The organism is Curvibacter delicatus NBRC 14919, from assembly GCF_001592265.1.
GTDB classification, from domain to species: Bacteria; Pseudomonadota; Gammaproteobacteria; order Burkholderiales; family Burkholderiaceae_C; genus Hylemonella; species Hylemonella delicata.
Window position 1 is genome coordinate 1 of sequence record NZ_BCWP01000034.1, and the last position, 22137, is coordinate 22137.

A 22137-nucleotide genomic window follows, 5' to 3' on the forward strand; every position below is an offset into this window, starting at 1 on the left:
CCTTAGGTCAATTAAAAGAAACGCAGTATACATACAAGCGTGAATGTATGTATAGTCGGGTCATTACAAATACGTTGGAGGGTACCCACATGGTTCGTCGCACCAAGGCGGATGCGCAGGCCACGCGCTGCAGCCTGCTCGATGCCGCCGAACAGCTGTTCCAGGCGCGCGGTGTCTCACGCACATCGCTCAACGACATTGCGGTGGCGGCCGGTACCACACGCGGTGCCATCTACTGGCACTTCAAGGACAAGGCCGATCTGTTCAACGCCATGATGGAGCGTGTGTCCTTGCCTCTGGAGGAGTCGTTGCAATGTGCGGCGTCGCCCCATGCCCAGTGTCCGGTGCTGGAGCTGCGCAGGGCCATGCTGGAAGCCTTGCGCAAGACGGCGACCGATGCCCAGACCCAACGTGTGTTCGACATCGCCACGCACAAGGTGGAGTACGTGGCCGAGTTGCTGGGGGTGAAGGAGCGCCACCTGCGGGTGCGCAACGAGTGCCTGGCGCGCACCCGGCAGGCGATGCAGCAGGTGACTGAATTGCGCGGGCGCCCCCTGTCCGTGGATGTGAACACCGCGGCGCTGGGGCTGCACGTGATGATCGACGGCCTGATCCAGAACTGGCTGCTGGACCCCCAGGCATTTGATCTGGTGGCCACCGGCAGCCAGATCTTTGATACCTACCTGGCGGGCTTGGGGCTGCAGCCGGATCAGGTGACGGGCGAAAAGGCAGCCTGAGGCCCGTCAAACAAGCGCAGGTCGCTATGAATTTGATAGCGATATGACGCGCAGCACGGCTTCGCCGTAGGCCTGCAGCTTCTTCTCGCCAATGCCGCTGATGCCTTGCAGGTCCTCCAGCGTCTGCGGGCTGCGCCGGGCAATCTCGGCCAGCGTCGCGTCATGGAAGATCACGTAGGCCGGCAGGTTGTGCTCGCGCGCCACCTCGGCACGCCAGGCTTTCAGGTTGATGAAACGCACCTGGTCGTCCACACCCAGGTTGGCGGCGGCCGGCGCCGTAACACCGGCGCGGCGTGAGCGTTTGGTGCTTGGTGTCGAGACCGATTCGCGCAGCTGCACCGTGACCTCGCCCTTGAGCACGGCGCGCGAGCCCTCGGTCAGGTACAGCGTGTTGAAGGCCTGGGCATCGACGCCGACGGCACCGATGGCGATCAGCTGGCGCAGCACGCCGCGCAGTTGCGCTTCGCTGAACTCGGCGCCGAGGCCGAAGGTGCTCAGGGTTTCATGCCCGTACTGCTTCACCTTCTCGGTGTCCTTGCCGCGCAGGATGTCCATGATGTGGCCGGCACCGAAGCTGATGCTGCTCATCTGCTGCACGCGGTAGATGGTGCTGAGCAGCTTGCGTGCGGCATCGGTGCCGTCCCACACGGCGGGCGGGTGCAGGCAGTTGTCGCAGTTGCCGCAAGGTTCGCTTTTCTCGCCGAAATAACCGAGCAGCCGCACACGCCGGCAGTCGGTCGCCTCCGCCAGCGCCAGCAGGGCGTCAAGCTTCTCCCGCATCACCTGCTTGAATTCCTCGCCCGCCGGGCTCTCGTCGATCATGCGGCGCTGGTTCACCACATCCTGCAGGCCGTAGGCCATCCAGGCGTCGGCGGCGGCACCGTCGCGGCCGGCGCGGCCGGTCTCCTGGTAGTAGCCCTCGATGTTCTTCGGCATGTCCAGATGGGCGACGAAGCGCACATCCGGTTTGTCGATGCCCATGCCGAAGGCGATGGTGGCCACCATCACCAGGCCTTCCTCGCGCAGGAAACGGTCCTGGTTGGCCTGGCGCACCGCCGCGTCCAGACCGGCGTGGTAGGGCAGGGCCTTCAGGCCGGCGTCGCACAGCGTCTGCGCAATGTCCTCCACCTTGCGGCGCGACTGGCAGTAGACGATGCCGGCATCACCCTCGTGCTCGCGCTCGATGAAGCGCAGCAGCTGGGTGGTGGCGTCCTTCTTCTCGACGATGGTGTAGCGGATGTTGGGGCGGTCGAAGCTGCTGACAAACTGCCGCGCTTCTTCCAGCTGCAAGCGTTCCACGATGTCGGCGCGCGTCAGGTCGTCGGCGGTCGCCGTCAGCGCCAAACGCGGCACGCCCGGGTAGCGCTCGTGCAGCACGGTGAGCGCGCGGTACTCGGGCCGGAAGTCGTGGCCCCACTGGCTGACGCAGTGCGCTTCGTCAATGGCGAACAGCGCCACTTGGCCGCGCTCGGCCAGCGCATCAAGCTGGGCCAGGAAACGCGGTGTCGTCACGCGCTCCGGTGCCGCGTAGAGCAGCGTCATCTCGCCGCGCAGCAGGCGTTTTTCCACCGTGGCCGCTTCTTCGCTGCTCAGGCTGGAGTTGAGAAAGGCTGCCTCCACCCCCGCTTCGTGCAGCGCGCCCACCTGGTCGTGCATCAGGGCGATGAGCGGCGAGACGACGATGGTGGTGCCGTGCCCGGCCTGCTGGCGTGCGATGGCCGGGATCTGGTAGCACAGCGACTTGCCGCCGCCGGTGGGCATGAGCACCAGCGCGTCGCCGCCGGCCACTACGTGGTCCACGATGGCCTGCTGCGGGCCGCGGAAGGCTTCGTAGCCGAAGACCTGGCGCAGGATGTTCTGGGGAGACAAGATGGATGCTATCGAAATAGGAGCAGCTGGCGCATATTCCAAAAGGGCTGAAGCCCGATTTGGCTTGAAATTTACATTTGTTCCCAGGGTAGGCCGTCAAAGCGCCAGCCGTTCAGCGTGGAGCGGCGGAAGCTGTCGTCCAGATCGCCCTCGAAGCCATGCAGCACGTTGATCAGGTTGGTGAAGCCAGCAGCTTCCAGTGCCAGGCCGGCGTCGAGCGTGCGCTTGCCGCTGCGGCACAGCAGGATCACGGGGCGGCTCTTGTTGCCGGCGGCTTCGCGCTCCACGGCCGCAACGAAGCCGGCCGGGTCGGGCGTGAGGTCCGGGTACTCGTACCAGGGGATGTTGTGCACGCCCGGCGGGCGGCCCACGTAGAGCGATTCGATTTCCATGCGCACATCAATGAACAGCGCATCCGGTTCTTGCTGCAGCAAAGCCCAGGTTTCTTTGGGAAGCAGGTGTTTCATACCCGCTATTGTCCCGGGTTTTGCGGTGGCGGCTTTCGCCAGCCGGCCAGGCTTTCTACAATGGACGGTCTATGAAGCCCATCCACTACACCCGCGCCCAGGCCCTGCCGGGCATCCTGGCCCACCGCATTGCCATTCTGGACGGCGCCATGGGCACCATGATCCAGCGTTTCAAGCTTGGCGAAGCGCAGTACCGCGGCGAGCGCTTCAAGGACTTCCACAAGGACGTCAAGGGCAACAACGAACTGCTGTCGCTCACGCGCCCCGACGTCATCCGCGACATTCACGAGGGCTACCTGGCCGCCGGTGCCGACCTGATCGAGACCAACACCTTCGGCGCCACCAGCGTGGCCCAGGCCGACTACGACATGGCGCACCTGGCGCGCGAGATGAACCTGGCTTCCGCCAAACTGGCGCGCGAAGCCTGCGACAAGTTCAGCACACCCGACCATCCGCGTTTCGTTGCTGGCGCCCTGGGCCCCACGCCCAAGACCGCCAGCATCAGCCCGGACGTGAACGACCCCGGTGCGCGCAACATCACCTTCGAGGAACTGCGCGCCGCCTACTACGAGCAGGTCGAAGCGCTGGTCGAAGGCGGTGCCGACGTGCTGCTGGTGGAAACCATCTTCGACACGCTCAACGCCAAGGCGGCGCTGTTTGCCATCGACGAGTATTTCGAAAAGTCGGGCGAACGCCTGCCCCTCATCATCAGCGGCACCGTGACCGACGCCTCCGGCCGCATCCTGAGCGGCCAGACCGTCACCGCCTTCTGGCACAGCGTGCGCCACGCGCAGCCCTTGGCCATTGGCCTGAACTGCGCCCTGGGCGCGGCACTGATGCGACCCTACATCCAGGAGCTGGCGCGTGTCGCACCCGACACCTTCATCAGCTGCTACCCGAACGCCGGCCTGCCCAACCCGATGAGCGAAACCGGCTTCGACGAAACCCCCGAGGTGACCAGCCGCCTGGTGCGCGAGTTTGCGGCCGAGGGCCTGGTCAACATCGTCGGCGGCTGCTGCGGCACCACGCCGGAGCACATCGGCGCCATCCACAGCGCCGTGGCACCGCTGGCCGCGCGGGCCTTGCACAGCGGCCCGTTCTACCGCGAAGCGGCCTGAGGGCAGTTGGCCCTCAAGTCGCGGCGGGCCATTCCCCAGCCTTGCTGGGGGGTGGGGGCTGGTTGCTGTTGCGGTTCCACAGCGTACTGCACCTCTTCGTCGCCTTCCTCGTTCTCGCCGGCGTCAAGATGTGGTGGGCAGCCGGCAAGGAAAGCAGCCTGGACCACACTCGACCCTTAAGCAGCGGCGCAGCGTGATGCCGGTCAGTCGTGACTGGGACGGCGAGAAGTTCTGGACCTGGGAGAACGGCCGGGTCGGGCGCCTCAGCCCAGCAGCAGAACGGCTGCCATGGCGGCGGCGGCCGGCACGGTCTGGATCAACAGGATCTTGCGGCTGGCGGTAGCGGCGCCATAGAGGCCGGCCACGGCCACGCAGCCGAGAACGAACAACAGCGCGTCGCGCTGGCCGACGACCAAGGCCCAGGCGATGCCTGCAGCGAGGAAGCCGTTGTAAAGGCCCTGGTTGGCCGCCAGTACCTTGGTGGCCTTGGCGAAGTCGGGGCTGAGGCCGAACGCCTTCATGCCCCGAGGCTGGTCCCAGAGGAACATCTCCAGTACCAGGATGTAGACATGGATGACGCAGACCACAAGGGCCAGGGTGATGGCAATGATGTGCATGGGGCGAGCCTGTTGCTGAGTTGTGGACCTTAAACAGTAGTACGCGCACGGCGACGTGCCAGCCAGGCAATGAGCCCGGCGGCCACCACCACGGCCATGAACCAGCCCAGCGCCCGTGATGCTGCCAGTTCGCCTTCACGCGCGGCGCCCATGAAGAACAGCACGAAGGCCAGCAGGTGCACGCCCAGGCGCTGCAGGCGCAGCCAGACGGCTTCGGTGCGGGTGGTCCATGCCAGTACGACGTCGACCACCCACCAAAGCGCGAACACGGTGTCGAGCCGCGGCGCACTCACGCGCGGTGTGTTCAGGATGCGCTGCCAGTCGTTGCCGAAGATGACCACGGTGGCCCAGTAGAAGTGCACCGCAAACACCAACAGCGACGCGGTCCAGAAGATGCGCCAGGTCTGGTAGACGCGCGCCGATTGCCGGATGGTCGGGAACAGAGCCAGAGCCGGCGTCGCCAGCAGCAGCGACGCCCAGATGGTGAAGAAGGTGAGGTGCAGGTCCTGGCGCAACGCTTCGACCATGTCGGCTGTGCCACCGCCGGGTGGCGTGAGCGAAAACAGCACCAGGTCGCGGCTCCACCAGGCGGCGGCAAAGCACACGGCCAGCGACAGGCCGGACAAGGCCAGCGTGATGCCGGCGGAACGGGAAGTGGAGGTGGTCATGATGAAAACGAGGTCAGGTGTGAGTTCATGCGTTGCGGGTTGTCCGGGGTGTCTGCCGCGCTACCGGGCCAGTTTGCTGCACGATGTGCCGGTGCAGGGCCTGGGCCAGGCCCAGCGCGAACCCGGCTTCGGCCACGACGAACATCGGCCCGACCAGCAGGCCGCGCAGATCGTCCACGAAGGCCGGCTTGCGGCCCTCCCAGTAATGGCCGACGAACTGGAACACCCAGCCCACCACGAAGCTGCCCAGTGCGACGGACAGCCAGATTGCCAGCGGCGCCCCTGCCAATGGGTGCGCCAGCATGAGCAGCGTGCCGATGAGCACCAGGGTGGTCAGGACAAGTGGCCGTTGTCCCTGCTGCAGGTACCACTGGGCGGCCAGCAGGTAGGCCACGACGTCGAGGCTGACGACCAGGCCGGCGACGCTGAATTGCGCGCGCGCCAGCAGCGCGCCAATGGCGAAGACGATGAGCGGAATGCCCACGTAGTGGGTGGTGATGTTGCGCGGATCGCGGTGGTAGCGGGCGTACTGCACCAGCAGGCGGGTGGCTTGGTCCATGAAGTCTCCTTGGTGGGGTGCCCAAGGATGCCGCGTCTGATGCAAGACGTCTGTCAGAATTTGGACAAAGCCGGCAGCGGCCATGATTTCAACCCTGCCACCCACCATGGACCTGACTACTCACGACCCTGCCGCCTTGCAGTCTGCCTTGCAGACCGATGACTGGTTTGCTGCCAGCCCGCCGGTGCTGCAACAGCAACTGCTGGCGCTCGCCCGTAGGCGGCATCTGGCGCCGGGCGAGTCGCTGTTCGCACGCGGAGGGGATGCCGACGGCCTATGCTGCGTTGTGGCGGGGGCCCTGCACATAGGCGCTCATGACGTACAGGGTCAGGCCGCGGTACTGGCCTATCTGGAGCCGTACCAGTGGTTTGGTGAGATCTCGATGATCGACGGTTTGCCGCGCACCCACGATGCTGTGGCCGATGTGGCCAGCCAGGTGCTGGTGGTGCCGCGCACCGATCTGCTGGTCTGGCTGGCTGACCACCCCGTCCACTGGCGCGACATGGCACGGCTGGCGTGCCGCAAGTTGCGGGTGGCCTTTGTTGTTCTGGAGGAACTGGCCCTGTTGCCGCTGGAGGAGCGGGTGTTGCGACGCTTGCAGCTGCTGGCCCAAGGCTACGGCAGCCGTGATGTGATGCGACGCCGTATTCGCGTGGCGCAGGAGGTGCTGGCGCGCATGTTGGGGGTGAGCCGTCAGAGCGTCAACAAGGCCCTGAAGCAACTGGAGGCACGCGGGGCCTTGCGCCTGCATTACGGCGAGATCGAACTGTTGACCTGAGCCACGACTGGGCAGGCCCAGAGGACAATCACGCACCATGCACATCGAAGATCTGCGCCAGCGCCTGCATGAACTGGGCGCCAATCCCCGCCACCAGCACCGCGTGCTGCGCCTGTGGTCGCAGGCGTTGCCGCAGAACCATGGCAGCCGGCCGATTGAGGCCTTTCTGCCGACCACGCTGCGCAACGCCTTGCCTGAGATCGAACGCGAGCTGGCTGCGCTGGCCACGGTCCATTCGGAGCATCTGGGTGAGGATGGTTCGCTGCGCCGCGTGGTGGCGCTGGCCGATGGGCAGCTGGTCGAGAGCGTGCACATGCCGCCGGGTCGCATTCCGGCGCTGTGCGTGTCGACCCAGGTCGGCTGCGCCGTGGGCTGTACTTTCTGCATGACCGGCACTACCGGCCTGATTCGCCAGCTCGGCAGTGCCGAGATCGTGGCCCAGGTGGCGCTGGCGCGGCAGCAGCGGCCGGTGAAGCGTGTGGTGTTCATGGGCATGGGCGAGCCGGCGCACAACCTGGACAACGTGCTGGAGGCGATTGACCTGCTGGGCACGGCCGGCAATATCGGGCACAAGAACCTGGTGTTTTCCACCGTGGGTGACCCGCGTGTGTTCGAGGCCTTGATGGCGCGAAACGAAGGCCAGGTGCGACCGGCGCTGGCGCTCTCGCTGCACACCACCCGGGCTGACTTGCGCGAACAACTGCTGCCGCGGGCGCCGCGCCTGACGCCGGACGAGTTGGTGGAAGCGGGTGAGCGATATGCACGCCACAGTGCCTATCCGATCCAGTACCAGTGGACGCTGCTGGAAGGCATCAACGACACGGACGAGGAAGTCGACGGCCTGGTGCGCCTGCTGCACGGCAAGTACGCCATCCTGAACCTGATTCCTTACAACGAGGGGGAGGGCATGCCCTACCGCCGGCCGTCGTGGGAAGCAGCGGCCGCGCTTGCGCGCCGGCTGCACCAGCGCGGCATCCTGACCAAGCTGCGGCAGTCGGCCGGGCAGGACGTTGACGGCGGCTGCGGCCAGCTGCGCGCGCGGGCCGTGCAGGAAAAGGGTGGGCCAGGGCGGCGCGTGATCCCGGTGCAGGCGGCGCCGGTCTGAGGCTCATTCAGTACACGTACCCAGCAGGCCTGCCGCAAAGCCTTTAAAATCGTAGACTGTCCAAGGAGCGTTGCAGCGGCATTCGATGTCGTCAGGCTTGGATGTCCCAACGACGCTCACCTGTTTTGAATACCCCAGGTGAGTCGCATGTCCGAAATTTCCATTCCCCCCATGAAGCTGTCCGGCCTGGAGCCGGTGCTCATTGGCGCGGGCAGTCTGTTTGTCAACATCGGCGAGCGCACCAACGTCACCGGCTCCAAGGCCTTTGCCCGCATGATCCTGAACGGCCAGTTCGAAGAAGCGCTGGCGGTGGCGCGCCAGCAGGTGGAGAACGGTGCGCAGGTGATCGACATCAACATGGACGAGGCCATGCTCGACAGCAAGGCCGCCATGGTGCGCTTCCTCAATCTGATCGCCTCCGAGCCGGACATTGCGCGCGTGCCGATCATGATCGACTCCTCCAAGTGGGAGGTGATCGAGGCCGGTCTGCGCTGCATCCAGGGCAAGGGCATTGTCAACTCCATCAGCATGAAGGAAGGCGTGGACGAATTCAAGCGCCAGGCCAAACTGCTGCGGCGTTATGGTGCTGCTGCCGTGGTGATGGCCTTCGATGAAAAAGGCCAGGCCGACACCTACGCACGCAAGATCGAGATCTGCGAACGCGCCTACCGCATCCTGGTGGACGAGGTCGACTTCCCGCCGGAAGACATCATCTTCGACCCCAACATCTTTGCCATTGCCACCGGCATCGAGGAGCACAACAACTACGCGGTCGACTTCATCGAGGCCACGCGCTGGATCAAGCAGCACCTGCCGGGCGCCAAGGTCTCGGGCGGTGTCTCCAACGTCTCGTTCAGCTTCCGCGGCAATGACCCGGTGCGCGAGGCCATCCACACCGTGTTCCTGTACCACGCCATCCAGGCGGGCATGGACATGGGCATCGTCAACGCCGGCATGGTGGGCGTGTACGACGAGCTGGAGCCGGCGCTGCGCGAACGGGTGGAAGACGTGGTGCTCAACCGCCGTCCCGATGCCGGCGAGCGGCTGGTGGAAATTGCCGAAAGCGCCAAGGGCGCGTCCAAGGACGACAGCAAAAAGAACGAATGGCGCGCGGGCACGGTGGAGCAGCGTCTGTCGCACGCGCTGGTGCACGGCATCACCGACTACATCACCGAAGACACGGAAGAGGCCTACCAGGCCGTGCTGGCCAAGGGCGGGCGTCCGCTGCACGTGATCGAAGGTCCGCTGATGGACGGCATGAACATCGTCGGCGACCTCTTTGGCCAGGGCAAGATGTTCCTGCCGCAGGTGGTGAAGAGCGCACGTGTGATGAAGCAGGCGGTGGCGCACCTCATTCCCTACATCGAGGAAGAAAAGCGCCAGCAGGAAGCGGCCGGCGAGGACGTGCGCGCCAAGGGCAAGATCATCATCGCCACCGTCAAGGGCGACGTGCACGACATCGGCAAGAACATCGTCACCGTGGTCCTGCAGTGCAACAACTTCGAGGTCGTCAACATGGGCGTCATGGTGCCGTGCCACGAGATCCTGGCACGCGCCAAGGTCGAGGGCGCGGACATCGTGGGCCTGTCAGGCCTGATCACGCCCAGCCTGGAAGAGATGCAGTACGTGGCGGCCGAGATGCAGAAGGACGAGCACTTCCGCATCAAGAAGATTCCGCTGCTGATCGGTGGCGCCACCACCAGCCGCGTGCACACCGCGGTGAAGATTGCGCCGCACTACGAGGGGCCGGTGGTTTATGTGCCGGATGCCTCGCGCAGCGTGAGCGTGGCGCAGGGCCTGCTGTCGGACCAGGCAGCCAAATACATCGACGAGCTCAATGCCGACTACGAGCGCGTGCGCCAGCAGCATGCGGGCAAGAAACAGACGCCGCTGTGGCCGCTGGACAAAGCGCGCGCCAACAAGACGCCGATCGAATGGACCGGCTACACACCGCCGAAACCGAAGTTCATCGGCCGTCGCGTGTTCAGGAATTTTGACCTGACCGAGCTGGCCAAGTACATCGACTGGGGCCCCTTCTTCCAGACCTGGGACCTGGCCGGCCCGTTCCCGGCCATCTTGAAGGACGAGATCGTCGGCACGGAAGCGCAACGTGTTTTTTCGGATGGCAAGCGCATGCTGCAGCGTCTGATCGAAGGCCGCTGGCTCACCGCCAACGCTGTGCTCGGCCTGTACCCGGCCAACAGCGTGAACGATGACGACATCGAGCTCTACACCGACGAGAGCCGCAGGCAGGTGGCACTCACCTGGTACGGCCTGCGCCAGCAGACCGAGAAGCAGATGATCGACGGCGTGATGCGCCCCAGCCGTTGCCTGGCCGACTTTGTGGCACCGAAAGGCACGGCGCCCGACTACGTGGGCGTGTTTGCGGTGACGGCCGGCATCGGCGTGGAGAAGAAGGAGCAGTACTTCATGGACGACCATGACGACTACTCCGCCATCATGCTCAAGTCGCTGGCTGACCGGCTGGCCGAGGCTTTCGCCGAGTGCCTGCACCACCGCGTGCGCACCGACCTGTGGGGTTATGCGCCGCAGGAAGCCCTGAGCCCGGAGGAGCTGATCGCCGAGAAATACCAGGGCATCCGCCCGGCGCCGGGTTACCCGGCCTGCCCGGACCACAGCGTGAAGAAGGACATGTTCGAGCTGCTGCAGTGTGGCGAGATCGGCATGGGCCTGACCGAAAGCCTGGCCATGACACCGGCGGCCAGCGTCAGCGGTTTTTACCTGGCGCATCCGCAGAGTACCTACTTCAACGTTGGCCGCATTGGTGCCGACCAGTTGCAGGACCAGGTGCGCCGCCGTGGCGTGGCGGAGCAGGACTTGCAACGCCTGCTGGCGCCCAATCTTTGAGGTGGTGACGCGATGGCCCTGGCGTGTTCAGGGGCATCGTCCTGCCTGCTGTCGGTGGCTGTGCGTCTTGCCAGACGCACAGATTTACCTAAGCTTACAAAGCAGACACGTGAATCGTGTCCGTTCCTGTTTACCGTAGCGTTCCCAGCGCGTTACAGAAGGCGTGGTGTCAGAGACCTCCAGTTTCCTGACCGTATTCGCAAGAGGAACTCAAAATGAACGATATGACGCAAACTGCTTCCCGTCCGGTCCGCAACCAGACCCTGTGGGCTGCCATTGGCGTGCTCGGTGTGGCGGTGGTGGCCCTGGGCTCGGCCCTGTATTTCGTGCAGACGCGCCAGGAGACGCTGCACACGGCCGCGGTGAGTCCGGTCCCCGTGCCGGTGGCGGTGCCGGCACCAAGTGCCGCCGAGCCCGTGCCGGCGGCAGAACCGAAAACCGCAGTGCCTGAGAAAAAAGCCGGCACCGGCAAGGCGGTGGCCAGCCGGCCGGCCAAGTCGGCGACCAGCCACAGCGGATCGACTGCAACAGCGCCAGCCGACACGGCGGCGGGCAAATCCAGCACGGTGTTGCCGGCCAAGGAGGTCTGCATGAACTGCGCCACGGTGACCGCCGTGACGCCGGTGGAGCGCGAGGGCGCAGCCAGCGGTGCCGGTGCCGTGGCCGGTGGTGTGCTGGGGGCGTTGGTCGGCAACCAGTTTGGCGGCGGCGACGGCAAGACGCTGGCCACCATTGCCGGTGCGGTGGGCGGCGGCATGGCAGGCAATGCGGTCGAGAAAAAAATGAAGAAGGTCACGGCCTATCGCGTGGACCTGCGCATGGATGACGGCAGTGTCCACAGCATCGAGCAGGCCGCACCGGCCAGCGTCGGTGCGCGTGTGCGGCTTGAGGGCAACACCCTGCAGCCGCTCAACTGAAGCGCCGGGCCGGGACGGCTGCGCCGGTGACGCTTCAGCGTCGCTGTCGCGCCAGCTGCTGGGCCCTGGCCAGGGCCACCACGCCGATCAGGCTCAGGCCCAGCATCAACCACAGACCAGCCGCATAACCGCCTGACGGGGCCCACAGCAGTCCCAACAGCCACGGTGCCGTTGCCCGGCCCAGGGCCATTGGCACGCCGAGCGCCCCGTTGAGCGAGGCGACCTGGCTGCGGTCCACGTACTCGGCAACCGCCGTGCCCTTGACGATGGTGAGCATGCCGTTGCCCATGCCGTACAACAGCACGAACAGCAGCACCAGCGTCACCTGCGCGCTGCCGAACCAGGGGGCGGCCAGCAACGCCAGCAAACCGAGCGGAATCAGGCCGGGAATGAGCCGGTTGGCCAGGTGCAGGTCGAGGTGCTGCTCAAAAAAATAGAGCAACAGCCGGCCCAGCACCTGCAGCACGCCGATGGCGGCCGGCACCGCGATGACCCAGGTCTCGGCCAGTCCGTTCTCACGCAACAGGCTCACCATGTGCGCCGGCAAGGCCGCCGTGACCGCCATGAGCAGCACGATGAAGAGGCCGACCAGCAGAAAGGGTGCGCTCAGCAGGTGATGCTTGAGCGGGACGGACGCCGCGGCCTGGTTCGCGACATGGGTTTGGCCAGGCGGCGCATGGCGCAGCACGAGCGCATGCAGCGGCGCGCACACCAGCAGCTGCAGGGCGGCCAGCACCAGCAGGGCCTGGCGCCAGCCCAGCGCCTGGATCAGCCAGGCGGTCAGCGGGATGAACACCGTGCTGGCCAGCCCGCCGAGAAAGGTGATGGTGATGATGGCGCGGCGGAAGTCGTTGGGAAAACGCCGGATGACCACCGCAAACACCGGTGGGTAGAGCGTGGCTGCCAGCCCGGCACCGAGGCCGAGCCAGACGGCATAAAAGCCCGCCATGCTGTGGATGCCGCTGTGCAGTGCCAGGCACAAGGCCAGGAGCAGCGAGCCGCCCGTCATCACGGCGCGTTCATGGCCGCGGTCGATCAGGCGGCCCACCGGGTAGGCCAGCAGCCCTTCGGCCAGCAGTGCCAGGCTGAAACCCAAAGAGGACTGGGCACGGCTCAAGCCCAGTTCGCGCTCCACCGGTTCGAGCAACAAGGAGAAGGCGTAGAACACGCTGCCCCAGCTGATGAGTTGCGCCAGCGACAGCCAGCCGATCAGCTGCGGGTGGTTGCGGGCGGTAGCGTGCATGGGTGGATTATGGCAAATCCATATGACATTTCGATGGGTGGGCCTTGTCATTGTTGTGCGGGCAGTTATCAATTTGATAGTGTTTGAGGTGCAGTGACAAGTCCGGGCAGAACGCGAGGGCAAGTCGCAGAGGCGCAGCAGGCCTGGCAGCGTCTGCCTAGAATGGCGTGTTGTGTGCATCAGGCGTCGGCCGGTGACGCGCTGACCTGATTGACTTTCCCTTCGCACATGACCTCTGGTAACGCCTCCATTTCCGCGGCCACGCGACGCTCTGTTCTGCTGCTGTCGTTTGCCACCTTCGCCAGCATGACGGCACAGCGCCTGTGCGATGCCATGTTGCCCGAGCTGTCGCGCGAGTTCTCCGCCACCCTGGCGCAGGCGGCACAGGTGGTGTCGATGTTCGCTGTGGTCTATGGCCTGGCGCAGCTGTTCTACGGTCCGCTGGGCGACCGCCTGGGCAAGTACCGTGTCGTGACCCTGGCCACGCTGGGCTGCAGTGTGGGCAGCATCGCGACGGTTTTTGCCACCAGCCTGGACTGGCTGGTGCTGGCACGTATGGGCGTGGCGCTCGGGGCGGCCGCCGTCATTCCGCTCTCGCTGGCCTGGATCGGCGATGCGGTGGCCTATGAGATGCGGCAGGAAACGCTGGCACGCGTCGGCCTGGGCACCACACTGGGCATCGCTGGCGGCCAGTTGCTGGGCGGTGTGTTTTCGGACAGCCTGGGCTGGCGCTGGGCTTTCGGCTTCATGACCTTGCTGTTCGGCGTCGTGGGCCTGCTGCTGCTGGCCGACCTGCGGCGCCAGCGGCTGGCGCCACAGGTGGCGCATAGCACCCAACCGGTGGTGCGCCCCGGTTTTGTGGCGCAGGTCCTGCTCATCGTCACCGGGCGCTGGTCGCGCGTCGTGCTGGGGGTGGCCTTTGTTGAAGGAGCGACCGGTTTCGGTGTGATGGCGATCTGGGCCTCGCACCTGCACCACGCGCTGGGTCTGTCGCTGTCGGTCTCAGGTGCCATCGTGGCGCTGTTCGGCCTGGGCGGCATGTTCTACATGGCGGTGGCGCGCTTCCTGATCCGCCGCCTCGGTGAGCGGGGGCTGGTGCGGCTGGGTGTGGGGCTGCTGGGCGCTTCGGCCTGGGTGATTGCCCTCACACCGCACTGGGCACCGGCCATTCCGGCCAGCCTGCTGGGCGGTTTCGGCTTCTTCATGTTCCACAACACGATGCAGGCCAATGCCACGCAGATGGCGCCAACCGCACGCGGCACGGCGGTCTCGCTGTTCGCCTCGGCATTGTTCATGGGCCAGTCGGTCGGTGTGCTGCTGGCCGCAGCCCTGGTGACCCGCCTCGGCTCTGCGGCGGTCATCGGTGCCGGCGGCACGGTGCTGGTGCTGGTGGGCCTCTTTTTCGCGCATGCGCTCAAGCAGCGCGATGCCATCATGGACCTGGCGTGACGATCGACGTTGTCGACTCGGTGTTGCCTGGTACGGGCCCGAAAATTGCTTTGGTTTCAAGGTGAGTCCATACCAAAGAATGCTAGGGATACATGCGTAAAACGAAAACCTCTGCCAGACTGCAAACCGACACCTTCCTGCCCTATATGCGTGACGTCATCCGTTGCGAGCAGGCCCTCCAAGAACTCAACCTGATGTGGCGCATGATCGAGTCATCCGCCAAGATGAACTGCCCTGAAGAGGCGCGCGCCATTCTGCCGACCATGGCGGCCACGCGCGACGGCTTCAACCGCCTGGAAGAAGAGCTGGTGACCAGCCTGGTGGGCGAGAAGGTGGCCACCGTGCTGGCCGAGATCGGCACCAAGGCGCAGTACGTGATCGACATCGTGGTGCGCAACCTGTATGAGCGCACCGCCGACGTCGGCTTTCTGGCCACCGACAACGAACTGTGCGCCTTCGTTGCCGGCCTGAGCGACGATGCGCCGGCCATTCGCCAGCGCCTGCGCGCCTACCGCGACAAGTACACGGTGTACGACGAGATCATCCTGCTCGATGCCGCCGGCAATGTGCTGGTGCAGATCGACGAGGCTACGCCGCTGGAAGGCAGCAGCGACCCGCTGCTGGCGCAGACCCTGGCCAGCGACGGCTTCGTGGAGACCTTCCGTGCCAGCAGCCTGCGCCCGTCCAAACGCCAGGCCTTGATCTATTCCAAACGCATGCTGCATCCGCAGACCGGTGCGGTGGTCGGTGTGCTCTGTCTGTGTTTCAACTTTGAACAGGAAATGGCGGGCATCTTCTGCTCGCACGGCGACCCGGACGGCCGCGCCAACATGCTGCTGCTCGACGGCGACAACCGGGTCATCGAGAGTGCCGACCCGCTCTGGATTCCGGTCGGCGCGCTGGTGCCGGTCAACCAGAGCGCATCGCCGCAGTTGCTGATGTTCGCCGGGCGCGAGTACCTGGTGCGCACCTTCCGCGCCGAGGGTTACCAGGGTTATATGGGGCCGGCGGGCTGGCAGGGCCAGGTCATGATTCCGGTTGATGTGGCCTTCACCGGCGCGACCACCAACACGCTGGCCACGCTGGCGCCGGCAGTGCGTGAAGGTCTGCTGTCACATGCCCAGTCCTTTTCGGCGCCGCTGTACGAAATCATGACCGCAGCGGACACCATCCGGCGCGTGGTCTGGAACGGCCAGGTGATGACGGCCGGCCGGCGCGGCGAGCTGATGAAGCTGAAAACCATTCTGGACCAGATCAGCGAGACCGGTGCGCGCAGCAATGATCTGTTTTCCAAGTCGATCGGCGACCTGTACGAAACGGTGCTGACCTCCAGCCTGCGCGATTCGGAATTCGTCTCGCACCTGCTGGTCGATCTGCTGGACCGCAACCTGTACGAACGCTCGGACGACTGTCGCTGGTGGGCACTGACGCCCGAGCTGCGCGCGGCCCTTGCTGCGCCCGAACTGGGCGAGGCGGCGCGCAAGCAGATCAGCGACATCCTGGACTACATCAACCGGCTGTACACCGTCTACACGCGGATCTTTGTGTACGACGCGGACGGTTGCATTGTGGCCAGCACCCAGCCCGGGCAGGCTGACAGCAGTGTGATCGGTCGCCATGTCGATGCGACCACGCTGGCGCGCGTGCAGGCCTTGCGCAGCGAGCAGGACTACCACGTCACACCGTTCGAGCCCTCGGCGCTGTATGGTGGCCAGCCGACCTACATCTACCACGCAGCGATCCGCGACCCGCAGAACGAGTCCCGCGTCGTGGGCGGTATCGGCATCGTGTTCGATGCAGCACCGGAATTCGCGGCCATGCTCAAGGGCGGCCTGGGCGGCCAGGCGGACATGCAGGCCCTGTTTGTGGACCGGACGGGCCGTGTCATCGCCAGCACCGATCCGGCCCGTCCGGTCGGCAGCGTGCTGGAACTCGATGCGGGCTGGAGTCAGCTGCCCAATGGCCAAAGCGCCTCACGCATCGTGGTGCATGACGGGCAGTACGCCATCATGGGCTGCACGGTCTCCAGCGGTTACCGCGAGTTCAAGGTGTCGGACGGCTACAGCGAAGACGTGCTGGCCATCGTGTTCAAGTTCCTGGGCGAAGTGCGGGAGCGCACGGGCGCGGGTGCCAAGGCCCAGGCGATTGTCAAGACCGATCTGCTGGGTCAGGTCGGGCGCGAGTATGCGACCTTCACGATGGACGGTGCTTTGTTCGCCCTGCCCGCTGAAAACGCGCTCGAAGCGCTGCCGGCGAGCAAGATCACGACGGTCTCCACCGGGGAGCGTCGCGCCTGCGTCGGCCTGCTGGGTCTGCAGCATGAGGGGCGGGACAGTGCGCCAGTCTGGGTGTTCGACTTCGGCTACCTGATTCGCGGCACGCCGTCTTTCATCGACAAGAGCAGCCAGGTGATCATCGTGCGCCATGGCGAACAGACCCTGGGTCTGCTGGTGGACGAACTGCACGGCGTACCCGAGTTCAGCGAAGCGCAGATCATGTCCACGCCGTTTGGCAGCCAGGATGACCGTGCCCTCGTCAAACACTTCATCAAGGCCAATGGCGGGCAAGTGCTGATCCAGGCAGTCGACCCCCTCAGCCTGTTCGCTGCTTTGATGAAACGGGAGGCGCTGACTGCGCCGCGTGAGTCGGGCGTGCTGCTTTAGCCGTGGGGCTGCAAGGCGGGCCGGTATTGCAGGGCCTCGGCCACGTGCTCCAAGCTGGTGCATGTGGCGCCAGCCAGATCGGCAATGGTGCGTGCCACCTTGAGGGTTCGGTGCGTTCCGCGCGCCGACCAGCCCAGGCGTGCGGCGGCGGTATTGAGGAACTTGAGCGCGGTCTCATCCAGGCGGGTGTGGGCATCCAGGTCGGCGCCCGCCAAGGCCTGGTTGGGTTTGCCCTGACGGGCGAGCGCCCGTTCATGCGCGGCCAGGCAGCGCGCACGCACCTGCTGGGTTGATTCGCCTGCCGGTGTCTGCAGCAGTTCTCCTGCCGGCACGGCCGCGACGCTCACATGCAGGTCAATGCGGTCCAGAAAGGGGCCGCTCAGACGTCCCTGGTAGCGGGCGATCTGGTCGGGTGTGCACCGGCAGGCGCGTTGTGTGGAGCCGAGATAGCCGCAGGGGCAGGGGTTCATGGCGGCCACCAATTGAAAGCAAGCGGGAAACTCGGCGCGCCGCGCGGCGCGCGAGATGGTGATGTGACCGGTTTCCAGCGGTTCGCGCAGCGCTTCCAGGGCGCTGCGCGGGAACTCGGGCAGTTCATCCAGAAACAGCACCCCATGGTGCGCCATGGAGATTTCACCCGGGCGCGGTGGTGAACCGCCTGACAAAAATCTAACTCGCTGCGATGATGGTCACAAATGACCACATTACATGCGACTAATGACGACGAGTTCCCAAAAGGGCCAGTCAGAGCGATCGGCGTCCAAAGCCGAAGCATTACAGGAACGATGCCCGACGGGAATCGCTATGAGTCTTCCTTGGAACGGGATTTCATGTTCTTGCTGCAGTTCGACACATCTGTAGATGTTTACACACCACAGCCCCTCACGATGAAGTACAGAGGGCTTGATGGCGCTGTGCACAAATACACACCTGACGGATTGATCGAGTGGCGAGCTGATCGTCATGTGGACGATCCTCGACCTCTTCTAGTTGAAATTAAATACCGCGAATCATTCCTGGGTGAGTGGCGTCATTGGCGAAAGCTTGCACGTGCAGCACAAGACTATGCCAATCACCGCGGTTGGAACTTCAGAATCTTCACAGAAAAAGACATTCGAACGCCCATTTTAGACAACGTTCGGTTCCTCTTGCCCTATCGGAAAAGGGCAAGTACTGCGGAAACAGAGCAATGGGTTCTCGATTTTCTTCATGAATTAGTCGAGAGCACACCTGAAACGCTTATCTCGTTGCTCTACAGCGATAAATGGAATCAGGCAGCGCTACTGCCGGTTGTTTGGAAACTGATGGCAGAGCGGAGGATTGGCTTTCACATTGATCAGCCACTGTCGATGCTCGCCCCGATTTGGTCTTCTAGGAGTAGTTCATAACATGAGTCGATTGATACCGGGTCAGGCCGTTATATGGCAAGACCAAAAGTGGATACTGCTAGACATTCCGTCGATTGACCAGGCGCTTCTGCGTGATCCGACGACAGGCAAAGTGCAGTTGATCGCCTCAGATCAGATTCGAAATGGAAACCCTCAGTCCGGCCGCAATGGATTGATGGATATCGACGATGAAGACTGGAAGGAGGCATGGAAGCGGTTTGAAGCGCTTCGCCCCTTGCTAGAAAAAGGTAAGCGTGATCGTACGTACGCCGAAGTGGATGAAGTTGCACGGCAATTTGGAAGAGACAGGGCAACAATCTACCGATGGATATCGAAATGGAATACGACGAGAACCGTCTCCAGTTTGATCCGAAATGGCCGCAGCGACTTGGGCAAGTCGCGATTGCCAGACGAGGTGGAGCGGATCATGAGCCACCAAGTAGAGGTCTTCTACCTCACCAAAGAACGCCCCACGGTAGTTGAACTGTGGGAGCAAATTACCCTGGCTTGTCGGGAGCTCAAGATCCCAGGGCCAAATTTATCAACAGTCCGTCGGCGCGTTGCACGACTTGGTGATCGGACGGTGATGGCCAAGCGCTTTAGTCCAAAGAAAGCGCGCGAGACATTCGAGCCGCAACGAGGCTCATTTCCTGGGGCAGATGTGCCGCTGGCTGTGTACCAAATTGATCACACACCCATAGACGTAAGCTTGGTCGACGATGTTTATCGGCAACCTATTGGGCGTGCCTATCTGACCATTGTGATTGACACCTGCACAAGAATGCTCGCGGGGTTTTGTGTAACGTTTGATCCTCCTGGCGCGTTGGCCACAGGTCTAGCAATGACACACGCCATACTGCCCAAATCAGCCTGGCTAGCGGAATATGACTTGGGCGGTGCCTGGGCAATTCATGGGATTCCCGCAAAGATTTATGCAGACAATGCCAAAGAATTCCGAGGAACCATGTTGGAGCGCGCCAGCAATGAATACGGAATCGTGATAGAGAACCGGCCCAAAGGCCAGCCCAACTATGGCGGCCACGTGGAGCGTCTGTTTCGGACTTTCATGAAAAGAACCCAGAGCCTTCCCGGGAGCACGTTTTCTAACATAGAGGATCGAGGCGAATATGTGTCTGACGCCCGTGCGGTCATGACACTGCGGGAATACACGCGTTGGTTTGCTACGTTCGTGACAAAGGTCTATCACCTAAGGCCCCATAGAGGCATAGGCAGATTGGCACCCGCAACTCTCTATGAAAAGTTCATCCGCGGAGATGACACGCTCAAAGGTAGCGTTGAGGCCAATCCGCAATCCACGAGCTGGCAAAACAGGTTGCTGCAGTCCGTCTATGCGTATATGGCCGTCAAACCGAACGAACTCGATCTGAGTGTGGTTAAGTGCCAAATCCACTTCTTGCAGTTGCTTTCTCAGTGGACTGGGAACGCCATCCGTCCAGACCGAACCGATTTTTAGAAGGGGCAATTGACCTACTTTTACTTTCGCTACTCGATGCTGCAGTGGCTCGGCGAGGGCCTCGTTTGACAGGACATTGGTGTAATCAGACCGAAGTTGCGAAAGATAGACGAGGATGTCCGGTTCGCTTTGCAAACTTGGTGGATAGCTGAATCTACCTAGCCAATCGAGGCGCCAAGAATGGCTGTCAAACTGTAGTTCTTTGATTTGTATGGGCACTTTGCACAACGTGAAAGGGTGGACGTCGCGCGAAATATGCCCTAATTGCAAACAATGTGAAACAGTTGCGGTTTGTTCGAGTTTTTACACCGCCACCGACCAGGGCTACGGCACTGGCGGAATGGTGCGGGCTGCGGGTCGGGCGCTGGCCCCAGCGCGCCAGCGAAAACTGCCCGCCCAGACTGGCGATGGCGGCGCTTTGCAGGGCTTGCGCGGTGGACATGGCGGGCAGCAGGCCGGCAAAACGCTGTGCCAACATCGATTTGCCGGCACCCGGCGGGCCGCTGAGCAGCAGGCTGTGGCCGCCGGCGGCGGCAATTTCGAGCGCACGTTTGGCGCCAGCCTGTCCTTTGACGTCGGCCAGATCAGGCATGTCCAAGCTGGTGCAAGGGGGCGCCGATACGGTGCGTGACCAGCCTTCGCTGCTGTCCTCCGGACCGTCTCGCGTGCCGGGCGGCAGGAACTGCTGCACCACATCGAGCAGATGACGGGCCCGGTAGACCTGCGCTTCGGGCACCAGAGCCGCCTCTTCGGCACTGCCGGGGGGCAGTACCAGCCGGGTGACGACCCCGTCCTGGTGCAAGGCGAGCGCCATGGCCAGCGCACCACGCACCGGTCGCAGTTCGCCTGAGAGCGACAACTCGCCGGCGAATTCGTGGCCGGCGAGCTGGGCACTGTCGATCTGCCCGCTGGCGGCCAGAATGCCCAGGGCGATCGGCAGATCGAAGCGGCCCGAGTCCTTGGGCAGGTCGGCCGGGGCGAGGTTGACCGTGATGCGCTTGTTGTGGGGGAATTCCAGTCCGGCGTTCTGAATGGCAGAACGCACGCGTTCGCGCGCTTCCTTCACCTCGGTTTCCGCCAGACCAACCAGCGTGAAGCTGGGCAGGCCATTGGCCAGGTGCACCTCGACGGTGACGCTGGCCGCGTCCAGGCCGAGCAGGGCACGGCTTTGCACCAAAGACAGGCTCATGAGAACTCCCTTCAGACCAGTGTGTGCGGGCCGCCCTTGGCTGACCGCCTACCATGCACACGCAAGGTGCGTACTGTTTGTTTATACAGTCATCTTAACGCAAGCCTGCGGCTGCGGTGGACAAACAGGCGCCAGGGATTTAAAAACGGCGCTGGCACGGTCCGTGCTTAACAGGTTCGTCCCTTTAACTCATCTATGGAGTAAGCAATGAACCTCAAATCCAAAACCGCATTGGCTGCCCTAGGCCTGATCGCTTGCACCGCGACTTTTGCGCAAGACAAGGCGCCGGAGCCTGACTACACGTGGAGCTTCAACCTCGGTGCTGTCAGCGACTACCGTTTCCGTGGCTTGGAGCAGACGGCTGGCGGCCCGTCCATCCAAGGCGGTATTGATTTTGCGCACAAGAGCGGCTTCTACGCCGGCACCTTTGTCGCCAGCAACATCAAGTGGATCAAGGAGTTCAATGGTTCCACCAAGGGCGATTGGGAAGTTGACCTCTATGGCGGCTACAAAGGCGAGGCCATGGGCCTGGGCTATGACGTTGGCTTGATCACCTACCAGTACCCGGGCAACAACTCGGGCGAAGCCGGTACCCCGGGTGGTGCGGTCAACTACAGCAAGGCAGATACCTCCGAAGCCTATGTTGGCGTCAGCTACAAGATGATCAGTCTGAAGTACTCCCACAGCATGGGCGACTTCCTGGGCAACAAGGACACCAATGGCAGCCGCTACTGGGACCTGAGCGCCAACTTCGATCTGGGCAATGGCTTCACCCTGACGCCGCACGTGGGCTGGCAGACACTGCCGACCAACTCGACCTCCAACACGGCCAACACGGCCAACTACAGCGACTACGCGCTGACCCTGGCCAAGGACATGGGTAACGGCGTGGTGATTTCCCTGGCCGCCATCGGTACCGATGCCAAGCGCAGCTTCTACACCAGCACCTTTGGCAACAACTCGCGCTTCTACGGTCAAGACACCGTGGTGCTGGGCCTGAAATACACCTTCTGATTCAACTCACAACC

At 63.7% G+C, this 22137-nt stretch carries 17 protein-coding genes, 2 pseudogenes and 1 riboswitch; of the genes and pseudogenes, 11 read left to right on the forward strand and 8 right to left on the reverse strand.

Going from position 1 to position 22137, the window contains the following annotated elements; all coding sequences use genetic code 11:
• Nucleotides 1–89 precede the first annotated feature (89 nt).
• Nucleotides 90–737 carry a TetR family transcriptional regulator gene (locus tag CDE01S_RS14365; RefSeq protein ID WP_066708965.1) on the forward strand — a complete coding sequence of 216 codons (648 nt, stop codon included), beginning with the start codon at nt 90–92 and terminating at the stop codon, nt 735–737.
• 24 nt (nt 738–761) lie between these two features.
• Here the strand turns inward: CDE01S_RS14365 and recQ are convergent, their stop codons facing one another.
• Together recQ and CDE01S_RS14375 are read right to left on the reverse strand one after the other, a co-directional pair.
• Nucleotides 762–2648 carry a DNA helicase RecQ gene (recQ, locus tag CDE01S_RS14370; protein WP_439648677.1) on the reverse strand — a complete coding sequence of 629 codons (1887 nt, stop codon included), beginning with the start codon at nt 2646–2648 and terminating at the stop codon, nt 762–764.
• A 29-nt stretch (nt 2649–2677) separates the two neighbouring features.
• Entirely contained in the window at nt 2678–3073 is a 396-nt protein-coding gene (locus CDE01S_RS14375) for a rhodanese-like domain-containing protein (protein ID WP_066708974.1), read from the reverse strand.
• 71 nt (nt 3074–3144) lie between these two features.
• On the opposite strand from CDE01S_RS14375, the gene CDE01S_RS14380 reads away from it, so the two are divergent.
• Nucleotides 3145–4191 carry a homocysteine S-methyltransferase family protein gene (locus CDE01S_RS14380; protein WP_066708976.1) on the forward strand — a complete coding sequence of 349 codons (1047 nt, stop codon included), beginning with the start codon at nt 3145–3147 and terminating at the stop codon, nt 4189–4191.
• Between the two features lie 263 nt (nt 4192–4454).
• Here the strand turns inward: CDE01S_RS14380 and CDE01S_RS14385 are convergent, their stop codons facing one another.
• Genes CDE01S_RS14385 through CDE01S_RS14395 form a run of 3 tightly spaced genes read right to left on the reverse strand, consistent with a single transcriptional unit; the run spans nt 4455 to nt 6035 of the window.
• Nucleotides 4455–4808 (reverse strand): DUF1304 domain-containing protein, encoded by a 354-nt coding sequence (locus tag CDE01S_RS14385; RefSeq protein ID WP_066708978.1) that lies wholly within the window; start codon nt 4806–4808, stop codon nt 4455–4457.
• Between the two features lie 29 nt (nt 4809–4837).
• Nucleotides 4838–5476: a hypothetical protein gene (locus CDE01S_RS14390; RefSeq protein ID WP_066708980.1), complete on the reverse strand. Its 639-nt coding sequence runs from the start codon at nt 5474–5476 to the stop codon at nt 4838–4840.
• 25 nt (nt 5477–5501) lie between these two features.
• Nucleotides 5502–6035, reverse strand: coding sequence for an Mpo1 family 2-hydroxy fatty acid dioxygenase (locus tag CDE01S_RS14395; RefSeq protein WP_066709043.1), 534 nt, complete (start codon nt 6033–6035; stop codon nt 5502–5504).
• 82 nt (nt 6036–6117) lie between these two features.
• Between CDE01S_RS14395 and CDE01S_RS14400 the strand changes: the two genes are divergently transcribed.
• The 4 genes from CDE01S_RS14400 to CDE01S_RS14415 all read left to right on the forward strand — a co-directional run bounded on the left by CDE01S_RS14400 (nt 6118) and on the right by CDE01S_RS14415 (nt 11703).
• Nucleotides 6118–6813 (forward strand): Crp/Fnr family transcriptional regulator, encoded by a 696-nt coding sequence (locus CDE01S_RS14400; RefSeq protein ID WP_245636182.1) that lies wholly within the window; start codon nt 6118–6120, stop codon nt 6811–6813.
• 37 nt (nt 6814–6850) lie between these two features.
• The gene (locus CDE01S_RS14405) at nt 6851–7918 is read left to right on the forward strand and encodes an RNA methyltransferase (RefSeq protein WP_066708981.1); all 1068 of its coding nucleotides are present in this window, start codon (nt 6851–6853) and stop codon (nt 7916–7918) included.
• 56 nt (nt 7919–7974) lie between these two features.
• Nucleotides 7975–8043: riboswitch (S-adenosyl-L-homocysteine riboswitch) on the forward strand.
• Nucleotides 8044–8065: 22 nt separating this feature from the next.
• On the forward strand, nt 8066–10786 hold the full coding sequence (gene metH / locus CDE01S_RS14410) for a methionine synthase (RefSeq protein WP_084382904.1): 2721 nt from the start codon (nt 8066–8068) through the stop codon (nt 10784–10786).
• Nucleotides 10787–11010: 224 nt separating this feature from the next.
• Nucleotides 11011–11703, forward strand: a complete 693-nt coding sequence (locus tag CDE01S_RS14415; protein ID WP_157077137.1) for a glycine zipper 2TM domain-containing protein — start codon at nt 11011–11013, stop codon at nt 11701–11703.
• 34 nt (nt 11704–11737) lie between these two features.
• On the opposite strand, the gene CDE01S_RS14420 is transcribed toward CDE01S_RS14415, so the two are convergent.
• Nucleotides 11738–12946 carry an MFS transporter gene (locus tag CDE01S_RS14420; protein WP_066708986.1) on the reverse strand — a complete coding sequence of 403 codons (1209 nt, stop codon included), beginning with the start codon at nt 12944–12946 and terminating at the stop codon, nt 11738–11740.
• 228 nt (nt 12947–13174) lie between these two features.
• Between CDE01S_RS14420 and CDE01S_RS14425 the strand changes: the two genes are divergently transcribed.
• A complete protein-coding gene (locus CDE01S_RS14425) occupies nt 13175–14395 on the forward strand; it encodes an MFS transporter (RefSeq protein ID WP_066708989.1) in 1221 nt (406 codons plus the stop codon).
• 92 nt (nt 14396–14487) lie between these two features.
• The gene (locus CDE01S_RS14430; RefSeq protein WP_066708992.1) at nt 14488–17058 is read left to right on the forward strand and encodes a chemotaxis protein CheW; all 2571 of its coding nucleotides are present in this window, start codon (nt 14488–14490) and stop codon (nt 17056–17058) included.
• Here CDE01S_RS14430 and CDE01S_RS14435 read toward each other — a convergent pair.
• Nucleotides 17055–17723, reverse strand: a pseudogene (locus CDE01S_RS14435) (ATP-binding protein); the annotation flags it as partial. The gene CDE01S_RS14430 and the pseudogene CDE01S_RS14435 sit on opposite strands and share 4 nt — an antisense overlap.
• A gap of 30 nt (nt 17724–17753) precedes the next feature.
• Between CDE01S_RS14435 and CDE01S_RS18255 the strand changes: the two are divergent.
• Together CDE01S_RS18255 and CDE01S_RS14440 are read left to right on the forward strand one after the other, a co-directional pair.
• Nucleotides 17754–18446 carry a TnsA endonuclease N-terminal domain-containing protein gene (locus CDE01S_RS18255; RefSeq protein WP_084382906.1) on the forward strand — a complete coding sequence of 231 codons (693 nt, stop codon included), beginning with the start codon at nt 17754–17756 and terminating at the stop codon, nt 18444–18446.
• A 1-nt stretch (nt 18447) separates the two neighbouring features.
• Nucleotides 18448–19920: a TnsB C-terminal domain-containing protein gene (locus CDE01S_RS14440; RefSeq protein WP_084382907.1), complete on the forward strand. Its 1473-nt coding sequence runs from the start codon at nt 18448–18450 to the stop codon at nt 19918–19920.
• A gap of 295 nt (nt 19921–20215) precedes the next feature.
• Here CDE01S_RS14440 and CDE01S_RS14445 read toward each other — a convergent pair.
• A pseudogene (locus tag CDE01S_RS14445) lies at nt 20216–21109 on the reverse strand (YifB family Mg chelatase-like AAA ATPase); the annotation flags it as partial.
• A gap of 207 nt (nt 21110–21316) precedes the next feature.
• On the opposite strand from CDE01S_RS14445, the gene CDE01S_RS14450 reads away from it, so the two are divergent.
• Nucleotides 21317–22123, forward strand: coding sequence for a TorF family putative porin (locus CDE01S_RS14450; protein WP_066709003.1), 807 nt, complete (start codon nt 21317–21319; stop codon nt 22121–22123).
• Nucleotides 22124–22137 lie beyond the last annotated feature (14 nt).